This window comes from Pseudomonas sp. CYM-20-01, assembly GCF_023169845.1.
Taxonomy (GTDB): Bacteria; Pseudomonadota; Gammaproteobacteria; order Pseudomonadales; family Pseudomonadaceae; genus Aquipseudomonas; species Aquipseudomonas azotoformans.
Window position 1 is genome coordinate 2,558,340 of sequence record NZ_AP025169.1, and the last position, 16,437, is coordinate 2,574,776.

The window sequence follows — 16,437 nt, forward strand, 5'->3', positions numbered from 1 at the left end:
TTTTGTTTTTTTTGGAGAAGCGTTATGACCCGCACTGCTACTTGAGGCGTGCGGGTTGCATGAATTCAATCACTGCGCATAGAGATGACGATTGACCACCGCGCGCGGGTCGGGCGCGATGCCGCCCCAGAAATCGATGATCTGTTGCACGGCCAGCAGCCCCACGCGGTCCCGCGCTTCGGCGGTATTGGCGCCCACATGCGGCGTCGCCACCAGGGTCGGCAGGCCCCATAGCGGCGAGTCGGCAGGCGGCGGTTCGGGGTTGAAGGTATCCAGGCCGGCGCCGCCGATCTGGCCCGTGCTCAGGGCTTTTACCAAGGCATCGGTATCAATCAGCTCGCCGCGTGCGGTGTTGATCAGCAGGCTGCCGGGGCGCATGCGCTTGAACTGCGCCTCGCCGAACAGGTTGCGGTTCTGCTCCGTGAGCGGGCAATGCAGGCTGATGATATCGCAGTCCGCCAGCAAGGCATCGAAGTCACTGACCTGCTCAACGTTGGGCACGTCAGGCAGGTTTTTCAGGTAGGGGTCGTACACCTTGACCTGCATGCGCAGCGGGCCGACCAGCTCCATCAGAATTCGACCGATTGAGCCCAGGCCGACCAGGCCCAAGGTCTTGCCCGACAGCTCGACACCGACCGAGGTCGCTTTATCCCAATGCCCATCGCGCATCCGTGCATCCAGCAGGGCGGTGTGGCGGGCGACGCTGAACATCAACGCCAGTGCATGCTCGGCGACCGACTGCGCATTGGCGCCCAGGGCAATGGTCACGGGAATGCTGCGTTCGGCGGCTGCCGCAATGTCGATGGTGTCGTAGCCCACGCCGTGCTTGGCAATGATCTTCAACTGCGCGGACGCCTGGATCATGTCCCGCGTCAGGTGACCCTGGCGCACGATGATTGCATCGGGCTGTTCGCGCGCAATGATCGCAGTGAGTTCGTCGGCGGGTAGGTAGGGGATGGTCGGTATGACGCGCACGCCGTGTGAGGCGGCGTGGGCCATGGCTTCGGCAGTCAATTCAGGGCCGGTCAGCAAAAGGGTTCGGGTCATGTTGCGCACCTTGGTTTTTTTATCTGTGTGCAGCTGGGGGGCGAGTGACATGACCCTCAGCGGTGACTAAAACCTAACATAATGAAACGGCGTTGCAATTAAAAAGATTTTTTTCAGGTGTGAATGCCGTTCTTTGGTCATGCCGTAGTGCCTGTTTTTTTCTTGATAAATCAGCATTTTATTTTTGAATGAGCTGATTTTCATGTCTTGGTGCAGTCAGCGTTTACGCGACGAGCTGCACGCAATGCTTGCTTGCAAGTCAAAAAATGAAATGATAATTTCGAAATAGCGTTTCATTTTAATTATTCTGCAGTCGCGCCACGGCTTACAAAAAACATAAGAAGGTGACCCCATGTCCATTGGTTTCAGAGTGCTCGAACAAGCTCGCAAAGTGCCCGCCGAATGGGTTGAGCGCTACCGGACGGTGCCCGTCGCCAACATCAGCGACTCGATGAACCGCATGACCGCCGGCGGCGCCAGCCTGCGTGCCATGCACCGCCAGGGTGTGTTGGTGGGACCGGCACTGACCGTCAAGGCGCGCCCGGGCGACAACCTGATGCTGCATTACGCCATTGACATCGCACAGCCGGGCGACGTCATCGTGGTGGATGCCGGCGGCGACCTGAGCAACGCACTGATCGGTGAAATGATGGTCGCGTATGCGGTCAAAAAAGGGGTGGCCGGCATTGTAATCAACGGCGCCATCCGTGACGCCGCCAGTATCGGCGCCGGTGATTTCCCGCTGTTCGCCGCCGGCGTCACCCACCGTGGCCCTTACAAGGACGGCCCAGGCGAGGTCAACGTGGCGATTGCGATTGATGGCATGGTCATCGAACCCGGTGACCTGGTCATCGGCGACGAAGACGGCTTGCTCTGCGTGCCGTTTGATCAGGTCGGTGAAGTGTATGATCGTGCCCACGCCAAGCATGCTGCCGAACAAAAGCAGCTTGAACAGATTGCCCAGGGTGAAAACGACCGTACCTGGGTCCTGAAATCTCTCATGCAGAAAGGCTGCGAGCTCCCTGGCTGATCCCGCTACACCCTGGCCGCCGTGTTCGACCAGGGTTCACGGGCAGGGCGTCGCAGGCTTCATACCTAAAGGCTCGCTGTGACTTCTGTTGCCGTCTCCCGTTGGCCCGCGCCGATCCGCGCATTGAGCCATCGCAATTTCCAGATCTACTTTGTGGGTCAGGGTCTATCGACCCTGGGTAAGTGGATTCAACAGGTCGCACTGGCCTGGCTGGCTTATCACTTGACGGGTTCGGCTGTATTGCTGGGCACGATTGCTTTCCTGACGCTGCTGCCACAGTTGTTGGTCGGCCCACTGGCGGGCGCCTGGTCGGACCGCCACGACAAACGCCGCCTATTGATGGGCGTGCAAACCCTGCTTGCCCTGCAATCGCTGGTGTTGGCCGTACTCACCTGGCAGCAATGGATGGGCCGGGAGGTGATCATCGTCATGGCGCTGATTCTCGGCTTGCTCAATGCCCTGGAAACACCGCTGCGCCAGGCGTTGATCAGCAGTTTCGTCGACGACCCCAGGGACTTGCCCAACGCGCTAGTGCTGAACGCAATGCTGATCAACGCCGCCCGCTTTATTGGCCCTCCGCTGGCGGGGTTGCTGATCAACTGGAGTGGCGAAGCCGGCTGTTTTCTCCTGACCAGTATCGCGTTTGGCATGTTGCTGATCGGGCTGGGCAGAGTGAGAAGCCGCGAGCAAACCAAGGCCCAGGGTTCCACCGCAGAGATTTTCCGTGAAGGCCTGCGCTACCTGTGGCGCACACTTCATATTCGGCGTTTGCTGATCAGCGTGATCATGGTCAACCTGCTGGCCTCTTGTTACACGGTGCTGTTGCCGATCCTGGCAAAAAACGTGTTCGCCGGCGATGCGCAAACCTTGGGTTGGTTATGGGGGGCCGCCGGTGCCGGGGCGTTTGTCGCGACGATTTTCCTGGCGTTTGTCGGCGGTGCGTCGAACCTGCAACGCATCATCGGCGCCGGGGCACTGGTGTGTGCGATCGCCTTGTGCGCGATAGCCGCCAACCCGCCGTTGTGGTTCACGCTGATCGTGCTGGCGGGCTTGGGGTTTGGCATCACCGTGAGCAATGTCAGCAGCAACATGACCCTGCAAAGCACCGCGCCCGAGGCGCTGCGCGGGCGGGTGATTGCGTTCTACATCGCCATGCGTTTCGGCTTCGAAGCGATTGGTGGGTTGTTGGCAGGGCTGGCGGCTGCAGCCTTCAGCGTGCAGTGGACCTTGTTGCTGGCCGGTGCACTGCTGTTGGCGTATCAGGGCGTCAGTGGATGGTTGTCAGTTCGCAGGCACCGTTCTGGCAGGGGGCCGTCAGGGTGACAGTCGGTTCGCTGCTTTGCTGGCAGGCGACTCGACAGAACGCGGCGCTTTAACCGACACCGATAACCGCACGTTATTTCATGTCCCTGGCCTGGATCCACAGCACCGCATCCTGGGACAGGGGTTTGCCCTTGTAGGTTTTGGTCGCGCCGATGTTGAGCGCCGCAATGCCCCACCAGCCAGCGCGTGGCAGGCCGATGGTCACGATGCCTTGGGCATCCGAATACGTACTCAAGGATTTGAAGGCGGCTTGGGGGGCAGTGACATAGTCCTTCTGGCCAAAGGCGTTGTTTTTGATGTCGACCGCATGATTGACGTACTCGATTTCGATCTCGGCGAATGGAACAGGCTTGCCGTCAGCCAGGACCAACGCGCGGAACACCCCACCCGTCCAGTTTGCATACGGCTTGTTCAGGGGTTGGATCTCAACCGCCAACCCTTGGGGTTCTGACCCATTGCCGGGCACGCCGCCCACGTTCACGACGAGCTTGGTGAACTGTTGGATGTAGACGCCTTCCTCGGTTTCCAGATACGGCTCAGGTTCGAGTACGAAAATATGGTCGCCCAGGGGCCGCACCAACTCCCGTGGAATCGACGCACGATAGGCGGTCACTGGTTTTTCGCGACCCTGCCACTGGACGGGTTTGAGGTATTGGCGCAGGTCGGTTGTTTTTCCGCCGTGGCCGCTGATGAGGCTGAAGGCCTTGGGTTCACCCATGGCCATCGTCGGCCCACCGGAGAACGGATGCGTGAACACTATAGCGAAGTCCAGGTCGGCCGCACGCTGCAGCGCGGTTTCGTCAAGGTAGAGCATCTGGAAGTGCGCTTGCGCGGCGCAGGTCATGCAACCGAAGGTCGCGGCGGCAAAGGCTTGGAGCAGTCGTCGTTTGATCAGCATGGTCGGGCTCACTTTGAGATGTCAGAGGACTGGATCGTGGCGCCATGGTTTTCACCACCGAGGAATTCCACCGAGTACGCGCCGGCGGGGGCCTGGAACGTGTAGCTGTTGTCCTTGTCGACAGTCCCTTCGAGCAATAGCTTGTTGCTGGGGTCCTGGACATGGATTTTTCGACCTGCGGCGGAACTGCCGTCGGTGTAGCCGGCTTCACATTTCACCCAGTCATCGTGCTCGATGTAGCAGTCGAAAACGGGGCCGTGGGCCAGCGCGGCCTGGCAGAACAGCAGGGCACCTGCCAGCAGTATCGGGTGGGCCAGATCTCGCGGTTTCATAAGGTTTCGTTCTCCATGGTCGAAGTGGATCACTGCGGCGTCGCCGTTTGGGCGGCAGCCACTGCGGGAGCGGCCGGCGCGAAGGCCGCCAGCAAGGCGTCGAGGTTGGCACTCAGCAGCGCCTCGTAGCTGTTGGCCGGGTTGGCGAGCATGCCCGGGTTGCCGCTATCCAGGATCAGCAGGCGTGCGCCGCCGTCCTCGATGGCCTGTGCAATCCTGGCGTCAGGCGCCCATTTGTGAACCACCACGCGGATATCTCGCTCGCGAAGGTAGCGGGTCAGGGCGGCGCGGTCGGCGTCCGTCCAGTCGATGTCCTGGCGCACGAACCAACCGTCCACATACACGCCGAACTCGCCGAACAGGTAGACCGGCTCGCTGACCAGCGACAGCACGCGCAGGTCTGGCACTTTCAGCAGCCGATCGCCGTAGTCGGCCTTCAGGCGGCGCATGCGGCCGTCGAGCGCAGCGAGGTTGCGCGCGATCCGTGGCGCGTCGGTTGGGGACAGCCGTGCCAGGTCGGCGGCAATCAATGCCGACATGCGCATGGCATTGATCGGCCCCAGCCAGGCGTAAGGCGACGGGCCGCCTTCGCCGTTGCGGGCGTCTGCCCAGGGCACATCGTTTGCCGGCACGCGTGTCACGGCCACGCCGGGCTTGAGGCTGTCCCAAGAGTGCGACGCATCGATCTCGACGATCCGCAGGTTGTGGCGCCGCGCCGTCGTATACAACGGGTCGGCGCGCCACAGGCTGCTCAGGGTGACCACGGCGACGGCCCTCTGGAACACCGCCGGCTCCAGGCGCGACAGCGCGTTGGCCTGGCTTTCCAGGGGCACGGCGGCGTCCAGCGGGACACGTACGACCTCGATGTGCGTGCCTTCGCCGAGTGCCGAGGTGAGCGCATACATCGCCGGCAGGGCGACGAGCACTGGCTGTTGCTCCTGCGCAAAGGCTGACGGCACGCCACCCAGCAGCAGTGCGAACAGTGCCAGCCAAGGGCGAATTGAAGTGTTGAACCTTTTCATACGCTGGCCCCTTTGAACTGCGGCGCGGTGCCGCGGATGAGGGTGGTGAAGGCAAATACCAAGGCTGCGACGATCACGATGGCGCCGCCCGTGGGCACCGGAATATGGAACTGCATCGGTGCCAGAATCCCGACCACACAGGAAAAGGTCGCAATCAGGACGGCCCACGTGACCAGGCCCGGCAGTGAGCGGCTGATGTTGCGGGCTGCGGCTGCCGGTATCAGCAGCAAGGCCTCGACCAGCACGGCGCCGATGATCTTCAAGCAGGCGACCGTTACCAGGGTGACCAACACCACGAACAGGTACTCGACGCTGCGCACCTTGACGCCGCGCGCATGGGCCAGGCTCGGGTTGAGGCTGGAGAGCAACATGCCGTTGTACAGGGGCAGCCCGATCAGCGTGCAAATCACCGTCACGCCCAGCAGTACGTTCATGTCGGTGTGGTCGACCGCCAGGATCGAGCCGAACAGCACGCCTTCCATCACGTGTGTGTTGATTTTCGCGGACACGAACAGCAGCAATGAGGCACCGACCGCCAGCGAGATGGACAGGAACACGCCGATCAACGTGTCATTGGCCAGGGTGGTGCGGTGCTGCGTGTACTTGAGGGTCAGGGCGAACAGCAGGCAGAAGCCGAACATCGAGAAGTAGGGCGAGGTGTAGGACTCGCCGATCAGCACGCCGATGGCCACGCCGGTCATCGCCGCATTGCCCACGGACTGGCTGAAGAACGCCATCCGCTTGATCATCACCATCGAACCCAGCACTCCCAGCAGCGGCCCGATCAGCACTGAACACATCAGCGCATTGATCACGAACTCGTATTCGAACGGTTGCGGCAACATCTGGCTCGCGGCGAGCGCCTGGAGGTGGTCGCGAATGAAGTCGTACAGGGCATTCATCGAATGGCCTCCAGTCGGCTATCGAGCTGATCGGCAGGGCCGTGAAACAGCACCCGTTGATTGATAACGGTCACGGACTGCGCGATACGCTTGACCTGTTCGAGGTCGTGGTTGATCCACAAAATGGTCACCCCACGGCGGTTCAGCTCGGCCACCAGCGCCTCTACCAGGCGCACACCAGGCTCGTCGATCCCGGCGGTCGGTTCATCGAGGATCAGCAGCCACGGCATCGGGCTGATCGCCTGGGCCAGCAGCACTCGCTGACGCTGGCCACCGGACAGGCTGTCAAAGGGCTTTTTACCCATCCCCGCCATGCCGGTACGCTCCAGGGCCTGGGCATGGGCCGCCTTGGCGGCGCGGCCTGCGCCGAGGAAGGCGGGCCGACGTTGACCCAACAGGGCCATGAGATCGTTCACTGTCATGGGCACGTTGCGGTCGAAGTCCGGCAACTGCGGCACATACCCCATGGGCGTAGTGAGTTCACCCTCGAGCCGGATCGTTCCCGAATGCGGCATCTGGCCCAGCAGCGCACGCACCAGTGAGGTTTTGCCGCCGCCGTTGGGGCCGACCAGGCAGTGCAATGCGCCGGCCTCGATGCGCATGCTCACTTGATCGAGCACCTGCGTGCCTCCCAGTCGCAGGGAGACGTTGTCGAACACAATGGCGGGGCCGCGCATCGCGTATTGCTCCTTCAGCGCGTTCATTGCTGCGTAAACTCGACGGCTTGCGCCAGGGTCTCGAGGTTTTCGCGCATCGCGACCTCGAACTCGTCCGCGCTGTAGCTATCGCCGGTGATATGAGACAGGGCGAACACCTTCACGCCGGTGGCGGCTTCGATGGGTTTGGCCAGGTCGAGGGAGAAGTTCTTTTCGGCGAACAGCACCTTGACGTTGGCCTTCTTGATCGCCTCGATGGTGTTGGCCAATTGGCGTGCCGTCGGCGCGACGCCATGGCGCGGTTCGATCACGGCGCTTACGAACAAGCCGAACTCCTGCATCATGTAGTCGTAGCCGGCATGGGTCGTCGCACAGCGGAACGACGACAGGTCCAGTGCGGCGAAGCGCGTCATGAAGCCTGCGCGCAGCGCACGGATACGGCCGGCATACGCCAGCGCATTCTTGCGATACTCGCCCGCGTTGTCCGGGTCCAACTCGCCCAGCCGGCGAGCGATTTCGAACACCTGTTGGATCGCTGCCGTGGTCGAGACAAAGGTGTGCGGGTTGACCACCTTGACCCCTTCCTGGTCACCGCCGATGGGAATCAGCGCCACCGTGGCGTTCGCCTGGATAATCGGCAGTGTTTGCGTGCGCCCGGCGGCCTTGATGATCTGGAAGGCCCATTCATCGTGCCCGATACCGTTGACCACCAGCACATCGATATTCATCGCGCGGGTGATGTCATCGGGTTGCGGCTGGTAATTGTGCGGGTTGGCCTCTGCCGGAATCAGCGCAATGACTTGCGCCCGATCGCCGACGATATTGGCCACGAAGCTGTAGTAGGGATGCAGGGTGATACCGATTCTGAGTGGCTTCGCCGAGGCGAAGGCCGGGCCGGCGAGTGCGATGGCGGTGATCAGCACCCACAGCGCGATGCAACGGCGCCACACGGCGCGATGTTTCGTAGAAACAGTCATGGCTGGGTTCCTTTTACGCGTTCGATTTCGCTGGCACCGTCGTACGGGATGACTTGGCGCCAACCATCGCCGACCAGGGATTCCGGCTTGACGATGGCGGGGTAGGGCGCGTTCGGGTCACGGTGGACCCAGATCGTCGCCTGGTTGGCCCACATCACACCGGCGTGGGCGTGGCCGATGATCAGCAGGTAGGCGCTCTGGCCCGGCGCGTGGCCGGCTGAGCCGTAATAGACCGTGGCGCCCTGGCCCAGGGTGGCCTTGGACACGTCGCTGACGGCAGGGGCCGCCGCCGTGGCGTCGTCCTCGCCGCCCTGATGGGCCAGGTGCGTGCCGGGCAGAATCAATTGCCAGTGCACCTCGCCATTGGCCTTCCAGAAGGCATCACGGTAGAACGGCGGCAGCAACAGCTCCTGTGCACGCTCCAGGGTGATCCAGCCGCCGGTATCGTTGTTGTTCCAGATGATTTCCTCGCCGGCCGGCAGCAAGGCGCTGTGGATGGCCTGATCGACCGCACCCAAGCCGTCAAAGGAACGCACCTGCCAGCTCAGCGGGGTGGGCGGGCCGACTCTTTCCGGGCGCAGCATCACATAGCCAGCCACGCTGGCGATGACGGCCAGGGTCGCCAGCACCAGGCCCAGCGACTCCCATGCGCCGGAGCGCGGCCGCACCTGGGTGATCGCAGCGGCTGGGCGCGCCATCAGAGAAACGCAATCCAGCGGCCCAGGAAGACCACGCCGGCCCACAACAGCAACGAGCTGAACCCGGCGACACGCGCCTGACAGGGAGGCGGCAGCGTCGTGTCCCATTCGGCAATTCGGCGAAAGGCGCCCAAGTGGAACACCGCCATGTTGGCGCCGGCCAGCATCAGCAGGCCCATTTTCAGCAGGAACGCGGTGTTCTGCACATAGGTCGTGCCATTGGCACAGAACATCAGCAGGCCGGTGATCACGCAGGTCACGAACGCGACCCAGGTGTAGGGCAGCAAATCCTGGATCAGTTTCAGCGCGCCGCGCCGGTGGGCGGTTACGCCAAGCAGGCGCAGGTCAACGACGGCGATGGTGCCGTAGACAATGGCGATGCCGATTACGTGCACCGATTCCAGCATTGGAAAGGCCGAGCCTGACTCGCGGATGAACGTCGCGACAGGCGTGTCCTGGATGGCTTGCAGCAGGGGTTGAATATCCATGGCGAATACCTGAGAACTTTCGTTGAAAACACTTAGATCGTGTAGGCGATCCAGCGACCGCAAATGATCACGACGCACCACAAACCGATCGATAGCCATGCGCATGCCTTGACCGAACGCGTCGCGTCGTCGCTGCCTGCCGTGCCGGCAGGGCGCAGCAGCGGACGCCGCAGCAGCCAGGTCACGCTGAACGCCGTCACCACCAGGACCATCTTCAGCCAGAACGTGGAGTTGACGAGTACCCGGTCAGGCTCGGCGATGATCATCAGCAACCCGGTACACAGCAGGATGATCAGTGCATTGCGCATCCACGGGTAGTAACGGCGAACGATGCCGCGCAAGGGTTCCTCGCGGGCGAACACCCCCGCCAGTCGAAGGTCGGAGATGAGCGCCGAGCCGAAGAGCACGGTGATGGCGATGATGTGAATGCTCTGCACCGTGGGGATGACCCACAGGATGTCGCGGATCGCAGTGCTGAACGGTGAGGCGTAGATCCAGGCAATGATGAGTGAAGATGACATCGGCTTTTCTTCCGCAGTGGGTTAGAAGTCTTGAGGGGTTGCGATCGGATGCAGCCCCGCCGCGTCCTCCGGCAGCAAGTAGCCTTCCTTGATCGAAGCCGCTTTGGCGTCTTCGAATTTCTGTGCATAGCGGCTGAAGCTTCCATAGTGCTTGCCCAGCACTTCCTTCGAGTAAGGCACTTTGGTGTCGTAGATCAGCCCGCAGCCGGTCTCTTGATCGGTGAGGTAGGTGGCGCTGGGCACCTGGATCCACGGCGGGCGCACACCGCCTTGCAGGTTGCCGGTGGCGGGCGCCCGCGCGGCGGCCTTGCCATCACGGACCACCCGGGGCGCGCGGGGCATGGGTTTGCCGTCGCGTACCCATTGGTCCATGCCGTCGAGCAGCGCCGAGACCACGTGCTCGACCGGTTCGTCATACAGCGTCTGGCAGCGCGGGTCGTCGCCCTTGCCGACGTCGGCCGCGAGCGGCTCGGTGTGTTCGGTGCCGAGGTCGGCCAGGCGCAGATGGGGCATGCCGGTCACTTCGTAGTAGCGAAGCTGCGGGGTGTCGGTGTCGGGAGGCAGTGGGATACCTTCGATCACGTCGTGCATCAGTTCGGACTGGCTGAAGACGGTCACGAACGGCACGCCTTCGGGCATCTGGCGAGGTACTCGGATCACGTCGCCGCCGACTTCTCCGTAGGCCATGCGGCCCGTCATGTAAGCGTCGATCAGCGGCGTATCGTCGGGCATGCGCCATTGCTGGTGACGCCCCTGGTCGAGATAGTCCATCCAGACCTGCGCGGTGACGGCCCAGCTATTCACATACACGCGCTGCACATCGAGGCCCGCCAGCGGACTCTGCGCCCCATTGCTCTTGAGCAGCAGCGCCAGTTGCGCACCGATGCCCTGGGACTGTGGCACGAAGGGATCGGGCGCTGCGCCACGGGTGAACCGTGCCGGGTCGTAATAGGTGCCCAGCGGCGCATAGCGCGCGTAGTCGAAGCGGCGCATGAACTCGAAATTCACGATCCGTCCGTACTGGTCGATTTGCGCCGCCTCGGCCGCCGGGGTGTCCGAAATGAACTTGGGGTCGACTGACGGCTTGTTCACATTCAGTGTGTACCCGACGTACGCATAGCCGCGCCGCAGCAAGTAGTCACGCGTCAGGATCCAGCCTGCGCCACGCTCGCCGAACCAGCTGAACGGCTCGATCACCACCGTGCCATTGAAGCGCGCCGGGTCGGCCGGTTTGCGCACCAGAATGCGCGTGGTGTAGGGCGCTTCCAGCAAGGTTTTACCGGCGGCAGTGATGGCCGGGGCGACGCCTTGCAGGTAGTACTCTTGCTCGATGTAGCCGTAGTGGTCGAGGTCGCTGTATTCAGTGCCCGGGCGTGTCGCCGACGACAGCGGCGGCTTGTCGGACGGCGGCACCGCGATGGCCGTGGGCATGCGCGGCACCTCGGCGAGCACGCTCGACGCGATGAACAGCGACAACGCGATGCTGATGGGGGTCAGGCGTTTCATTCGCAAAAGCTCCGGCAGGGGTGGGAGGGTGGCGTCACTCAAGGCTCAGGGAAGCCTTGCCCTCGCTGTCGATCACGATCTGGTTGTTCTCGCACACGTACTCTTGAATGGCGTAGTTGGAGCGCTTGTACTCGAACGTAAAGCGATACGGAGTGTTGAGTACCTGCGGGTCTTCGATCAGGACCTGGTTTTCCAGGTGATCCGGCCCGCGCAACCGCATGCGTTCAGTGATCTTCATCGCCGGCCCGTGGGGCACGTCGTAGAAGCGCACATCGGTCCGCACGCTCTGGGTCTCGACGACCAGCGTGTCGCCTTCCCAGTGGCCACGCGAATGGCCCTGGTACAACGGGTCGAGCTTTTCCAGGGGCGGCATGGGCTGGTTCAAAAGAATCCGCCGCACCTGCTGGAGATACTCGCCGAGGATGATCACTTGCTTGTCGTCGCGAATGATCTGGATCGGGAACAGCGCTGCCATCATGGTCGGCATGCCCTCGGGCAGGCACTTGGAGCTGGTGGTTGCAATCGGCGTGCCGGCCTCGTTGGCCACGGCTTCTTTCTTCTTCAGCTCGGCGTACTCGGCGGCGTAGGACGCCTTGAGGTCCATTGGACCGCCGGGGTGCACCGGGTCGTCCGGGTTCTCGCCGAACCAGTCGTCCGGGGTTCTTTCCCAGGTGCCGCTGATGTCTGGCCGTGTGGCCACGCCGTGTTTGTCGGTTGGGGTTTTTGACGCTGTCGCGGCGCTGCTCATCGCGGCGAAGGTCAGGAGGACCACCCCCAGGAAGACCATGGCGGTGTTGGCGGTGCGTGCTGGTTTCATTGAAATGTCTCCGCGTTGCTGGTTTGCCCAGTTCTGTTGTTGTCGTGCTCGCAAAGGGTTGCGTTTAACCGCCGCCCGAGAGCACCACGTCGCCCATCTTGATCTCCACCAGCAGCCCGCCCGGTTCGCCGTTTTTCAACGGTTTGAACGACACCTCGGCGTTTGCGCCGGCCTTGACCGAGTCGGCAGTCCAGCCTGTGCGCTGCAGCGCGTTGACGCTGCCCGTCTCGATCTTGAAGCGCTGGGCCGGCGGGCCGGGAACATCGACGTAGATCGTGATGTGCGGGTTGGTCCAGGCGAAGCGCTCGACCACACCCTTGATCGTGATTGTCTGGGTCTGGTCGAACAGCGCGAAGGAATGGTGGGCACTGGCAACAGGCGCCAAGGCACTGCAGGCGATGAGGGTCAGCAGGCAAAGCCTTTGACGGAGCGACGGAAAGCGTGACGAAGGGGTCATGACGGGCGCCTCGGTTTTTATGGTTCTTATGGGCCCAGCATAGGGCGCTCGCGCTCACTGGCCGTAGCCGAAAACGGCAACCATTGAAGGTATTCAGGGAGGGTGGCGCAGGTGAGGTATCGCGCAACGACAGAACGACGCGCCGGCCCGTGCAGATGCTGATTTGGGTTACCGCGTTGGCGACCCCTGCCGGAACACTCGTGTCTCGCCTCACAACTATAAAAACAGGAGAGACGTCATGCGCATTCCCCCCTACGCGCCATTACTGTCGCTGGTTGCACTCTGTGCAGTCGGCTCACAGGCACAGGCTTATACGCTGTACAACGAAGACGACGGAGCAACCGTGTTGAATGCCGACCTGGGCGCCGCATTCGGCTGGTTTGGCAGTACCCATAACTACCTGGGCGATCCGCAGAAAAAATCCGGCGGCATGCACTGGCAGGAGGGTTACGTCAAATACGGTCTGACCGGCACCACGGATAAGCTGGTTGCCGGTTCGGTATATGGTGGCTTCAGCCTGCTCAGCAGCGGGTCATGGGGTGACGGAGATATGGGGGCGAACACGGCGGGCAATGAGCGACGAACCGCCGTGGAAGACGCGTTCCTGGGCTGGCGATCAGGTGACCTGCTACCCGCCCTGGGCAAGGATGGCGTGGATTTCTCATTCGGACGCCAGATTGTCACGGTGGACGGCTTTCTGATCACCGACGATGGATTTGACCCAGGTAACGCCTTCAACCCCATCGAGGGCGTGCAGGATGGTCGCTTCAACCGGGGGGGCGCCTTTTACCTGGGCCAACGCCTTGCGTTTGGCAACACGGCGGTGCTGAAGCTGGGCGGCAAGGAAGGGCTGCACGGCAGCTTGATATGGCTGAAGTCCGATAACCCTGGGCAGTCCAAGACCGAACTGGCCGTGGGCACCATCGATTACACCACCCCCATCGGTTCGATCGGTTCGACCTACGTGCACGGCCTGGATGTGGAGGAGAAATACGCCTTCGGCGATCGGCTTGAGCGCAAGGGCATGAACGTCTACAGCATTCGCGGGCAGGGCAATGCCGGGATCGAGAACGCCGATTTTGCGTTCGAGGTGGCCCGCCAGGAAAAACGTTCGGGCTCACAGCGGGCGATGTTCTTCGACGCGGGTTACACCTTCGTCGATACGCCATGGCAACCGACGGTCAGCTACCGTTATTCGCGCTACTCCGAAGGCTGGGACTTCCTGTTCCAGGGCGGTTATCGCAAGCGCCTGCAGGGCGAAGTTGGGCTTAACTACGCGGGCTCCGTGACATCGAACATGCAGATCAACGACGTACTGCTCTCGGTCAAGCCGACCGAGAAATTGACCCTTAACGCGATGGCGTTCGACTACCACCAGCTTTCCCGCCGTCATGAGCTGGATTTCGCTGCGCAGGAGCTCGATCTGTTTGTGGATTGGGCGGTCACGGAGAACATCACGCTTTCGCCGCTGGTTGGCTTCTACAAGCCGCAGAAGTGGCTGGGCAACGGTGGCCGGCAGAGCGGCGACGCATCAACCAACACGTACATGCAGTTCATTGTGTGGGCGACGTTCTGATGATTCATTGAGGTTTGTTGCGGGGCCGAGCAGGCGTTGACGTTTTGCGTCAACGCCTCATCCCGTCAGAGCATGCGGCGCAACACATCGTTGCGTGGGTCCCGGTCATAGAAGCGATGCTTGAGCGCGCCCGCCACGTGCAGCACGATCAGGACAAGCAAGGTGTAGGCGAGGACTTTGTGCAGCCATTGGAAGACCGCGAACCAATCGTCATTCTTTGGCAACAGCTCCGGCAGGTTAACCCCAAAAAAGAACACCCCGTCGCTCATCGTGTACGTGCTCGACATGGAGTACCCCATCAAGGGCACGATCACCAGCAGTACATACATGACGCGCTGCGTCAGGCGTGACAAAACCCTTTCGTACCCCGCCAGCGTTTCCAGCGGCTGCGGCAACCGTGGCGTGCGCAAGCGCACAGCGAGCTGAACCAGCACCACCAGGAACGTCAACACCCCGAAGGACTTGTGCCAGGGGTAGTAAAGCTCGTATTTGCTCGCCACCTCATCGTTCATGCCGGTCATATGCCAGCCGACCCAGAGCAGGCCCAGGACGAGCACGGCACGTACCCAGTGCAGCACGCGCAGGGAGGTCGGGTACCGATCGATTGTCGATTGATCTATTGGGTTCATATCAGGCTCTCCACGGAGCGATGCACGGTTCAATGGCCACCCTCGACGTGGGAGGGTGGCTCGGTCAGGGCGCGGTGATCAGGTGGGCAGCAGCACGGTGATGACTTTCTCCTCGGTGTAGGCCAGTGCGCCGCTGAACCCGCCTTCACGGCCGATCCCGCTGGTCTTGAGGCCGCCCCACGGCAGGTTGGCGTCCAACGGGCTCCAACAGTTGATCCCCACGGCGCCGGCTTTTACCGCCGCGGCGACGCGGTGTGCTCTGGCCAGGTCGCCGGTCCAGACCGTCGCCGCCAGGCCGTAGCTGCTGTCGTTGGCCAGGGCGATCGCTTCGGCTTCGTCGTCGAACGTTATCAGCGTGCCGACCGGTCCGAAGATCTCGTCCCGGGCGATTTGCATGTCGTTGCGCGCGTTGGCGAAGATCGTCGGACGCACGAACCAGCCCTGCTTGGGTGTCGATACGCCGCCGGCCAACAAGGTCGCACCTTGGTCGATGCCCAGTTGGATGTAGCGGTTGACGCGATCGAATTGGGCTTTCTTGGCGACCGGGCCCATCTGCACGCCGGGCTGGCGAGGATCGCCCACGTTCACCGCTTGTGCAGCCTCGGCCAGCGCCGCGCCGAACCGCTCGGCGATGCTGCGCTGCACCAGGATACGCGAACCGGCGGCACACACCTGGCCCTGGTTGGCGAACAGGCCGAGCGCGCAGCCGCGCAGGGCGTCGTCGAAGGATGCATCGTCGAACACAATCTGCGGGCTCTTGCCGCCCAGCTCCAGGGCCACGCGCTTGAACAGCACGCCGGCGGTGCGCTGGATTTCGCGCCCGGCCTCGGGGCTGCCGGTGAAGCTGATCTTGGCGACATCCGGGTGTTCGCACAGCGCACGACCCACTTCATTGCCGTAGCCGGTGACCACGTTGATCACGCCGTCCGGGAAGCCTGCTTCCTGCGCCAGCAGCGCCAGGTACAGGGCTGACTGCGGGGTTTCTTCGGAGGGCTTGATCACTACGGTACAGCCTGCCGCCAGCAAGGCGGCGAGCTTCCACACCGTGATCATCAGCGGTGAGTTCCAGGGCACGATGGCGCCGACCACGCCGACTGGCTCGCGCACCGTGTACGACAGGGTCTTGGTGCCGAAGTAGCCCCCAGTCGGAATGGTCCGACCTTCAAGCTGGTTGGCCCAGCCGGCGGCGGCGCGCAGGTTGGCGATCGCGTTGGGCAGGTCCATCCGGCGTGGTTCGATGGGCGAGCGCCCGATGGCGTTGGCGTCCAGATCGGCCAGCACGTCAGTGTCACGCTCAACCAGGTCGGCCAGTTTCGACAGCAACCGGCCACGCTGGGCGCCGTTGAGCTGGCTCCAGTCGCCGCTTTCGAGTTGGCGGTGTGCAGCGGCTACGGCACGGTCCACGTCCTCGCTCGTGCCCCGTGCGCAGTCGCCGTATACCTGCTCGGTCACGGGGTTGACGAGGTCGATTCGACGACGGTCGAAGGCTTCGCAGGACGCACCTTCGATAAAATGGTTCAAGTGCTCAGTCATTTTGGGGTCCTTGAGTGATGGGCAA

The 16,437-nt window shown here is 62.5% G+C and carries 18 protein-coding genes; 3 read left to right on the forward strand and 15 right to left on the reverse strand.

Going from position 1 to position 16,437, the window contains the following annotated elements; genetic code table 11:
- Positions 1–69 precede the first annotated feature (69 nt).
- A complete protein-coding gene (locus M2497_RS11695) occupies positions 70–1,047 on the reverse strand; it encodes a hydroxyacid dehydrogenase (RefSeq protein WP_248487612.1) in 978 nt (325 codons plus the stop codon).
- 352 nt (positions 1,048–1,399) lie between these two features.
- Here M2497_RS11695 and M2497_RS11700 point away from each other — a divergent pair, with 352 nt between their 5' ends.
- On the forward strand, positions 1,400–2,077 hold the full coding sequence (locus M2497_RS11700; protein ID WP_248487614.1) for an RraA family protein: 678 nt from the start codon (positions 1,400–1,402) through the stop codon (positions 2,075–2,077).
- Positions 2,078–2,155: 78 nt separating this feature from the next.
- A complete protein-coding gene (locus M2497_RS11705) occupies positions 2,156–3,400 on the forward strand; it encodes an MFS transporter (RefSeq protein ID WP_248487617.1) in 1,245 nt (414 codons plus the stop codon).
- Between the two features lie 73 nt (positions 3,401–3,473).
- On the opposite strand, the gene M2497_RS11710 is transcribed toward M2497_RS11705, so the two are convergent.
- The 12 genes from M2497_RS11710 to M2497_RS11765 form a co-directional block, all read right to left on the reverse strand.
- Complete coding sequence (locus M2497_RS11710; RefSeq protein ID WP_248487619.1) at positions 3,474–4,298, reverse strand: DUF4198 domain-containing protein; 825 nt, start codon at positions 4,296–4,298, stop codon at positions 3,474–3,476.
- Positions 4,299–4,306: 8 nt separating this feature from the next.
- Positions 4,307–4,630, reverse strand: a complete 324-nt coding sequence (locus M2497_RS11715; RefSeq protein WP_058427124.1) for a hypothetical protein — start codon at positions 4,628–4,630, stop codon at positions 4,307–4,309.
- A 29-nt stretch (positions 4,631–4,659) separates the two neighbouring features.
- Positions 4,660–5,652: a zinc ABC transporter substrate-binding protein gene (locus M2497_RS11720; protein ID WP_248487622.1), complete on the reverse strand. Its 993-nt coding sequence runs from the start codon at positions 5,650–5,652 to the stop codon at positions 4,660–4,662.
- Positions 5,649–6,554, reverse strand: coding sequence for a metal ABC transporter permease (locus M2497_RS11725; RefSeq protein ID WP_248487625.1), 906 nt, complete (start codon positions 6,552–6,554; stop codon positions 5,649–5,651). The genes M2497_RS11720 and M2497_RS11725 overlap by 4 nt, the downstream gene beginning before the upstream one ends.
- On the reverse strand, positions 6,551–7,258 hold the full coding sequence (locus M2497_RS11730) for a metal ABC transporter ATP-binding protein (protein WP_248487628.1): 708 nt from the start codon (positions 7,256–7,258) through the stop codon (positions 6,551–6,553). The genes M2497_RS11725 and M2497_RS11730 overlap by 4 nt, the downstream gene beginning before the upstream one ends.
- Positions 7,255–8,187: a zinc ABC transporter substrate-binding protein gene (locus tag M2497_RS11735; protein ID WP_248487630.1), complete on the reverse strand. Its 933-nt coding sequence runs from the start codon at positions 8,185–8,187 to the stop codon at positions 7,255–7,257. The genes M2497_RS11730 and M2497_RS11735 overlap by 4 nt, the downstream gene beginning before the upstream one ends.
- Positions 8,184–8,885, reverse strand: a complete 702-nt coding sequence (locus M2497_RS11740; protein ID WP_248487633.1) for a hypothetical protein — start codon at positions 8,883–8,885, stop codon at positions 8,184–8,186. The genes M2497_RS11735 and M2497_RS11740 overlap by 4 nt, the downstream gene beginning before the upstream one ends.
- Positions 8,885–9,373 (reverse strand): DUF6644 family protein, encoded by a 489-nt coding sequence (locus tag M2497_RS11745; protein WP_248487635.1) that lies wholly within the window; start codon positions 9,371–9,373, stop codon positions 8,885–8,887. The genes M2497_RS11740 and M2497_RS11745 overlap by 1 nt, the downstream gene beginning before the upstream one ends.
- A gap of 32 nt (positions 9,374–9,405) precedes the next feature.
- The gene (locus M2497_RS11750; protein ID WP_248487638.1) at positions 9,406–9,894 is read right to left on the reverse strand and encodes a DUF6644 family protein; all 489 of its coding nucleotides are present in this window, start codon (positions 9,892–9,894) and stop codon (positions 9,406–9,408) included.
- Positions 9,895–9,915: 21 nt separating this feature from the next.
- On the reverse strand, positions 9,916–11,400 hold the full coding sequence (locus tag M2497_RS11755; protein WP_248487642.1) for an alpha/beta hydrolase domain-containing protein: 1,485 nt from the start codon (positions 11,398–11,400) through the stop codon (positions 9,916–9,918).
- 34 nt (positions 11,401–11,434) lie between these two features.
- On the reverse strand, positions 11,435–12,217 hold the full coding sequence (locus M2497_RS11760; protein ID WP_248487645.1) for a hypothetical protein: 783 nt from the start codon (positions 12,215–12,217) through the stop codon (positions 11,435–11,437).
- Between the two features lie 64 nt (positions 12,218–12,281).
- Positions 12,282–12,674, reverse strand: a complete 393-nt coding sequence (locus M2497_RS11765) for a DUF6152 family protein (RefSeq protein WP_058427117.1) — start codon at positions 12,672–12,674, stop codon at positions 12,282–12,284.
- Between the two features lie 238 nt (positions 12,675–12,912).
- Here M2497_RS11765 and M2497_RS11770 point away from each other — a divergent pair, with 238 nt between their 5' ends.
- The gene (locus M2497_RS11770) at positions 12,913–14,250 is read left to right on the forward strand and encodes an alginate export family protein (protein WP_248487647.1); all 1,338 of its coding nucleotides are present in this window, start codon (positions 12,913–12,915) and stop codon (positions 14,248–14,250) included.
- A 65-nt stretch (positions 14,251–14,315) separates the two neighbouring features.
- Here the strand turns inward: M2497_RS11770 and M2497_RS11775 are convergent, their stop codons facing one another.
- On the reverse strand, positions 14,316–14,879 hold the full coding sequence (locus M2497_RS11775; protein ID WP_071495006.1) for a cytochrome b: 564 nt from the start codon (positions 14,877–14,879) through the stop codon (positions 14,316–14,318).
- 78 nt (positions 14,880–14,957) lie between these two features.
- Positions 14,958–16,412 carry an aldehyde dehydrogenase family protein gene (locus M2497_RS11780; protein ID WP_248487649.1) on the reverse strand — a complete coding sequence of 485 codons (1,455 nt, stop codon included), beginning with the start codon at positions 16,410–16,412 and terminating at the stop codon, positions 14,958–14,960.
- Between the last annotated feature and the right edge of the window lie 25 nt (positions 16,413–16,437).

Bases quoted from the DNA above. Each gene is read 5' to 3' on its own strand.
- M2497_RS11695 (WP_248487612.1), bottom strand. From the start codon at position 1,047: ATGACCCGAACCCTTTTGCTGACCGGCCCTGAATTGACTGCCGAAGCC.
- M2497_RS11700 (WP_248487614.1), top strand. From the start codon at position 1,400: ATGTCCATTGGTTTCAGAGTGCTCGAACAAGCTCGCAAAGTGCCCGCC.
- M2497_RS11710 (WP_248487619.1), bottom strand. From the start codon at position 4,298: ATGCTGATCAAACGACGACTGCTCCAAGCCTTTGCCGCCGCGACCTTC.
- M2497_RS11715 (WP_058427124.1), bottom strand. From the start codon at position 4,630: ATGAAACCGCGAGATCTGGCCCACCCGATACTGCTGGCAGGTGCCCTG.
- M2497_RS11720 (WP_248487622.1), bottom strand. From the start codon at position 5,652: ATGAAAAGGTTCAACACTTCAATTCGCCCTTGGCTGGCACTGTTCGCA.
- M2497_RS11725 (WP_248487625.1), bottom strand. From the start codon at position 6,554: ATGAATGCCCTGTACGACTTCATTCGCGACCACCTCCAGGCGCTCGCC.
- M2497_RS11730 (WP_248487628.1), bottom strand. From the start codon at position 7,258: ATGAACGCGCTGAAGGAGCAATACGCGATGCGCGGCCCCGCCATTGTG.
- M2497_RS11735 (WP_248487630.1), bottom strand. From the start codon at position 8,187: ATGACTGTTTCTACGAAACATCGCGCCGTGTGGCGCCGTTGCATCGCG.
- M2497_RS11740 (WP_248487633.1), bottom strand. From the start codon at position 8,885: ATGGCGCGCCCAGCCGCTGCGATCACCCAGGTGCGGCCGCGCTCCGGC.
- M2497_RS11745 (WP_248487635.1), bottom strand. From the start codon at position 9,373: ATGGATATTCAACCCCTGCTGCAAGCCATCCAGGACACGCCTGTCGCG.
- M2497_RS11750 (WP_248487638.1), bottom strand. From the start codon at position 9,894: ATGTCATCTTCACTCATCATTGCCTGGATCTACGCCTCACCGTTCAGC.
- M2497_RS11755 (WP_248487642.1), bottom strand. From the start codon at position 11,400: ATGAAACGCCTGACCCCCATCAGCATCGCGTTGTCGCTGTTCATCGCG.
- M2497_RS11760 (WP_248487645.1), bottom strand. From the start codon at position 12,217: ATGAAACCAGCACGCACCGCCAACACCGCCATGGTCTTCCTGGGGGTG.
- M2497_RS11765 (WP_058427117.1), bottom strand. From the start codon at position 12,674: ATGACCCCTTCGTCACGCTTTCCGTCGCTCCGTCAAAGGCTTTGCCTG.
- M2497_RS11770 (WP_248487647.1), top strand. From the start codon at position 12,913: ATGCGCATTCCCCCCTACGCGCCATTACTGTCGCTGGTTGCACTCTGT.
- M2497_RS11775 (WP_071495006.1), bottom strand. From the start codon at position 14,879: ATGAACCCAATAGATCAATCGACAATCGATCGGTACCCGACCTCCCTG.
- M2497_RS11780 (WP_248487649.1), bottom strand. From the start codon at position 16,412: ATGACTGAGCACTTGAACCATTTTATCGAAGGTGCGTCCTGCGAAGCC.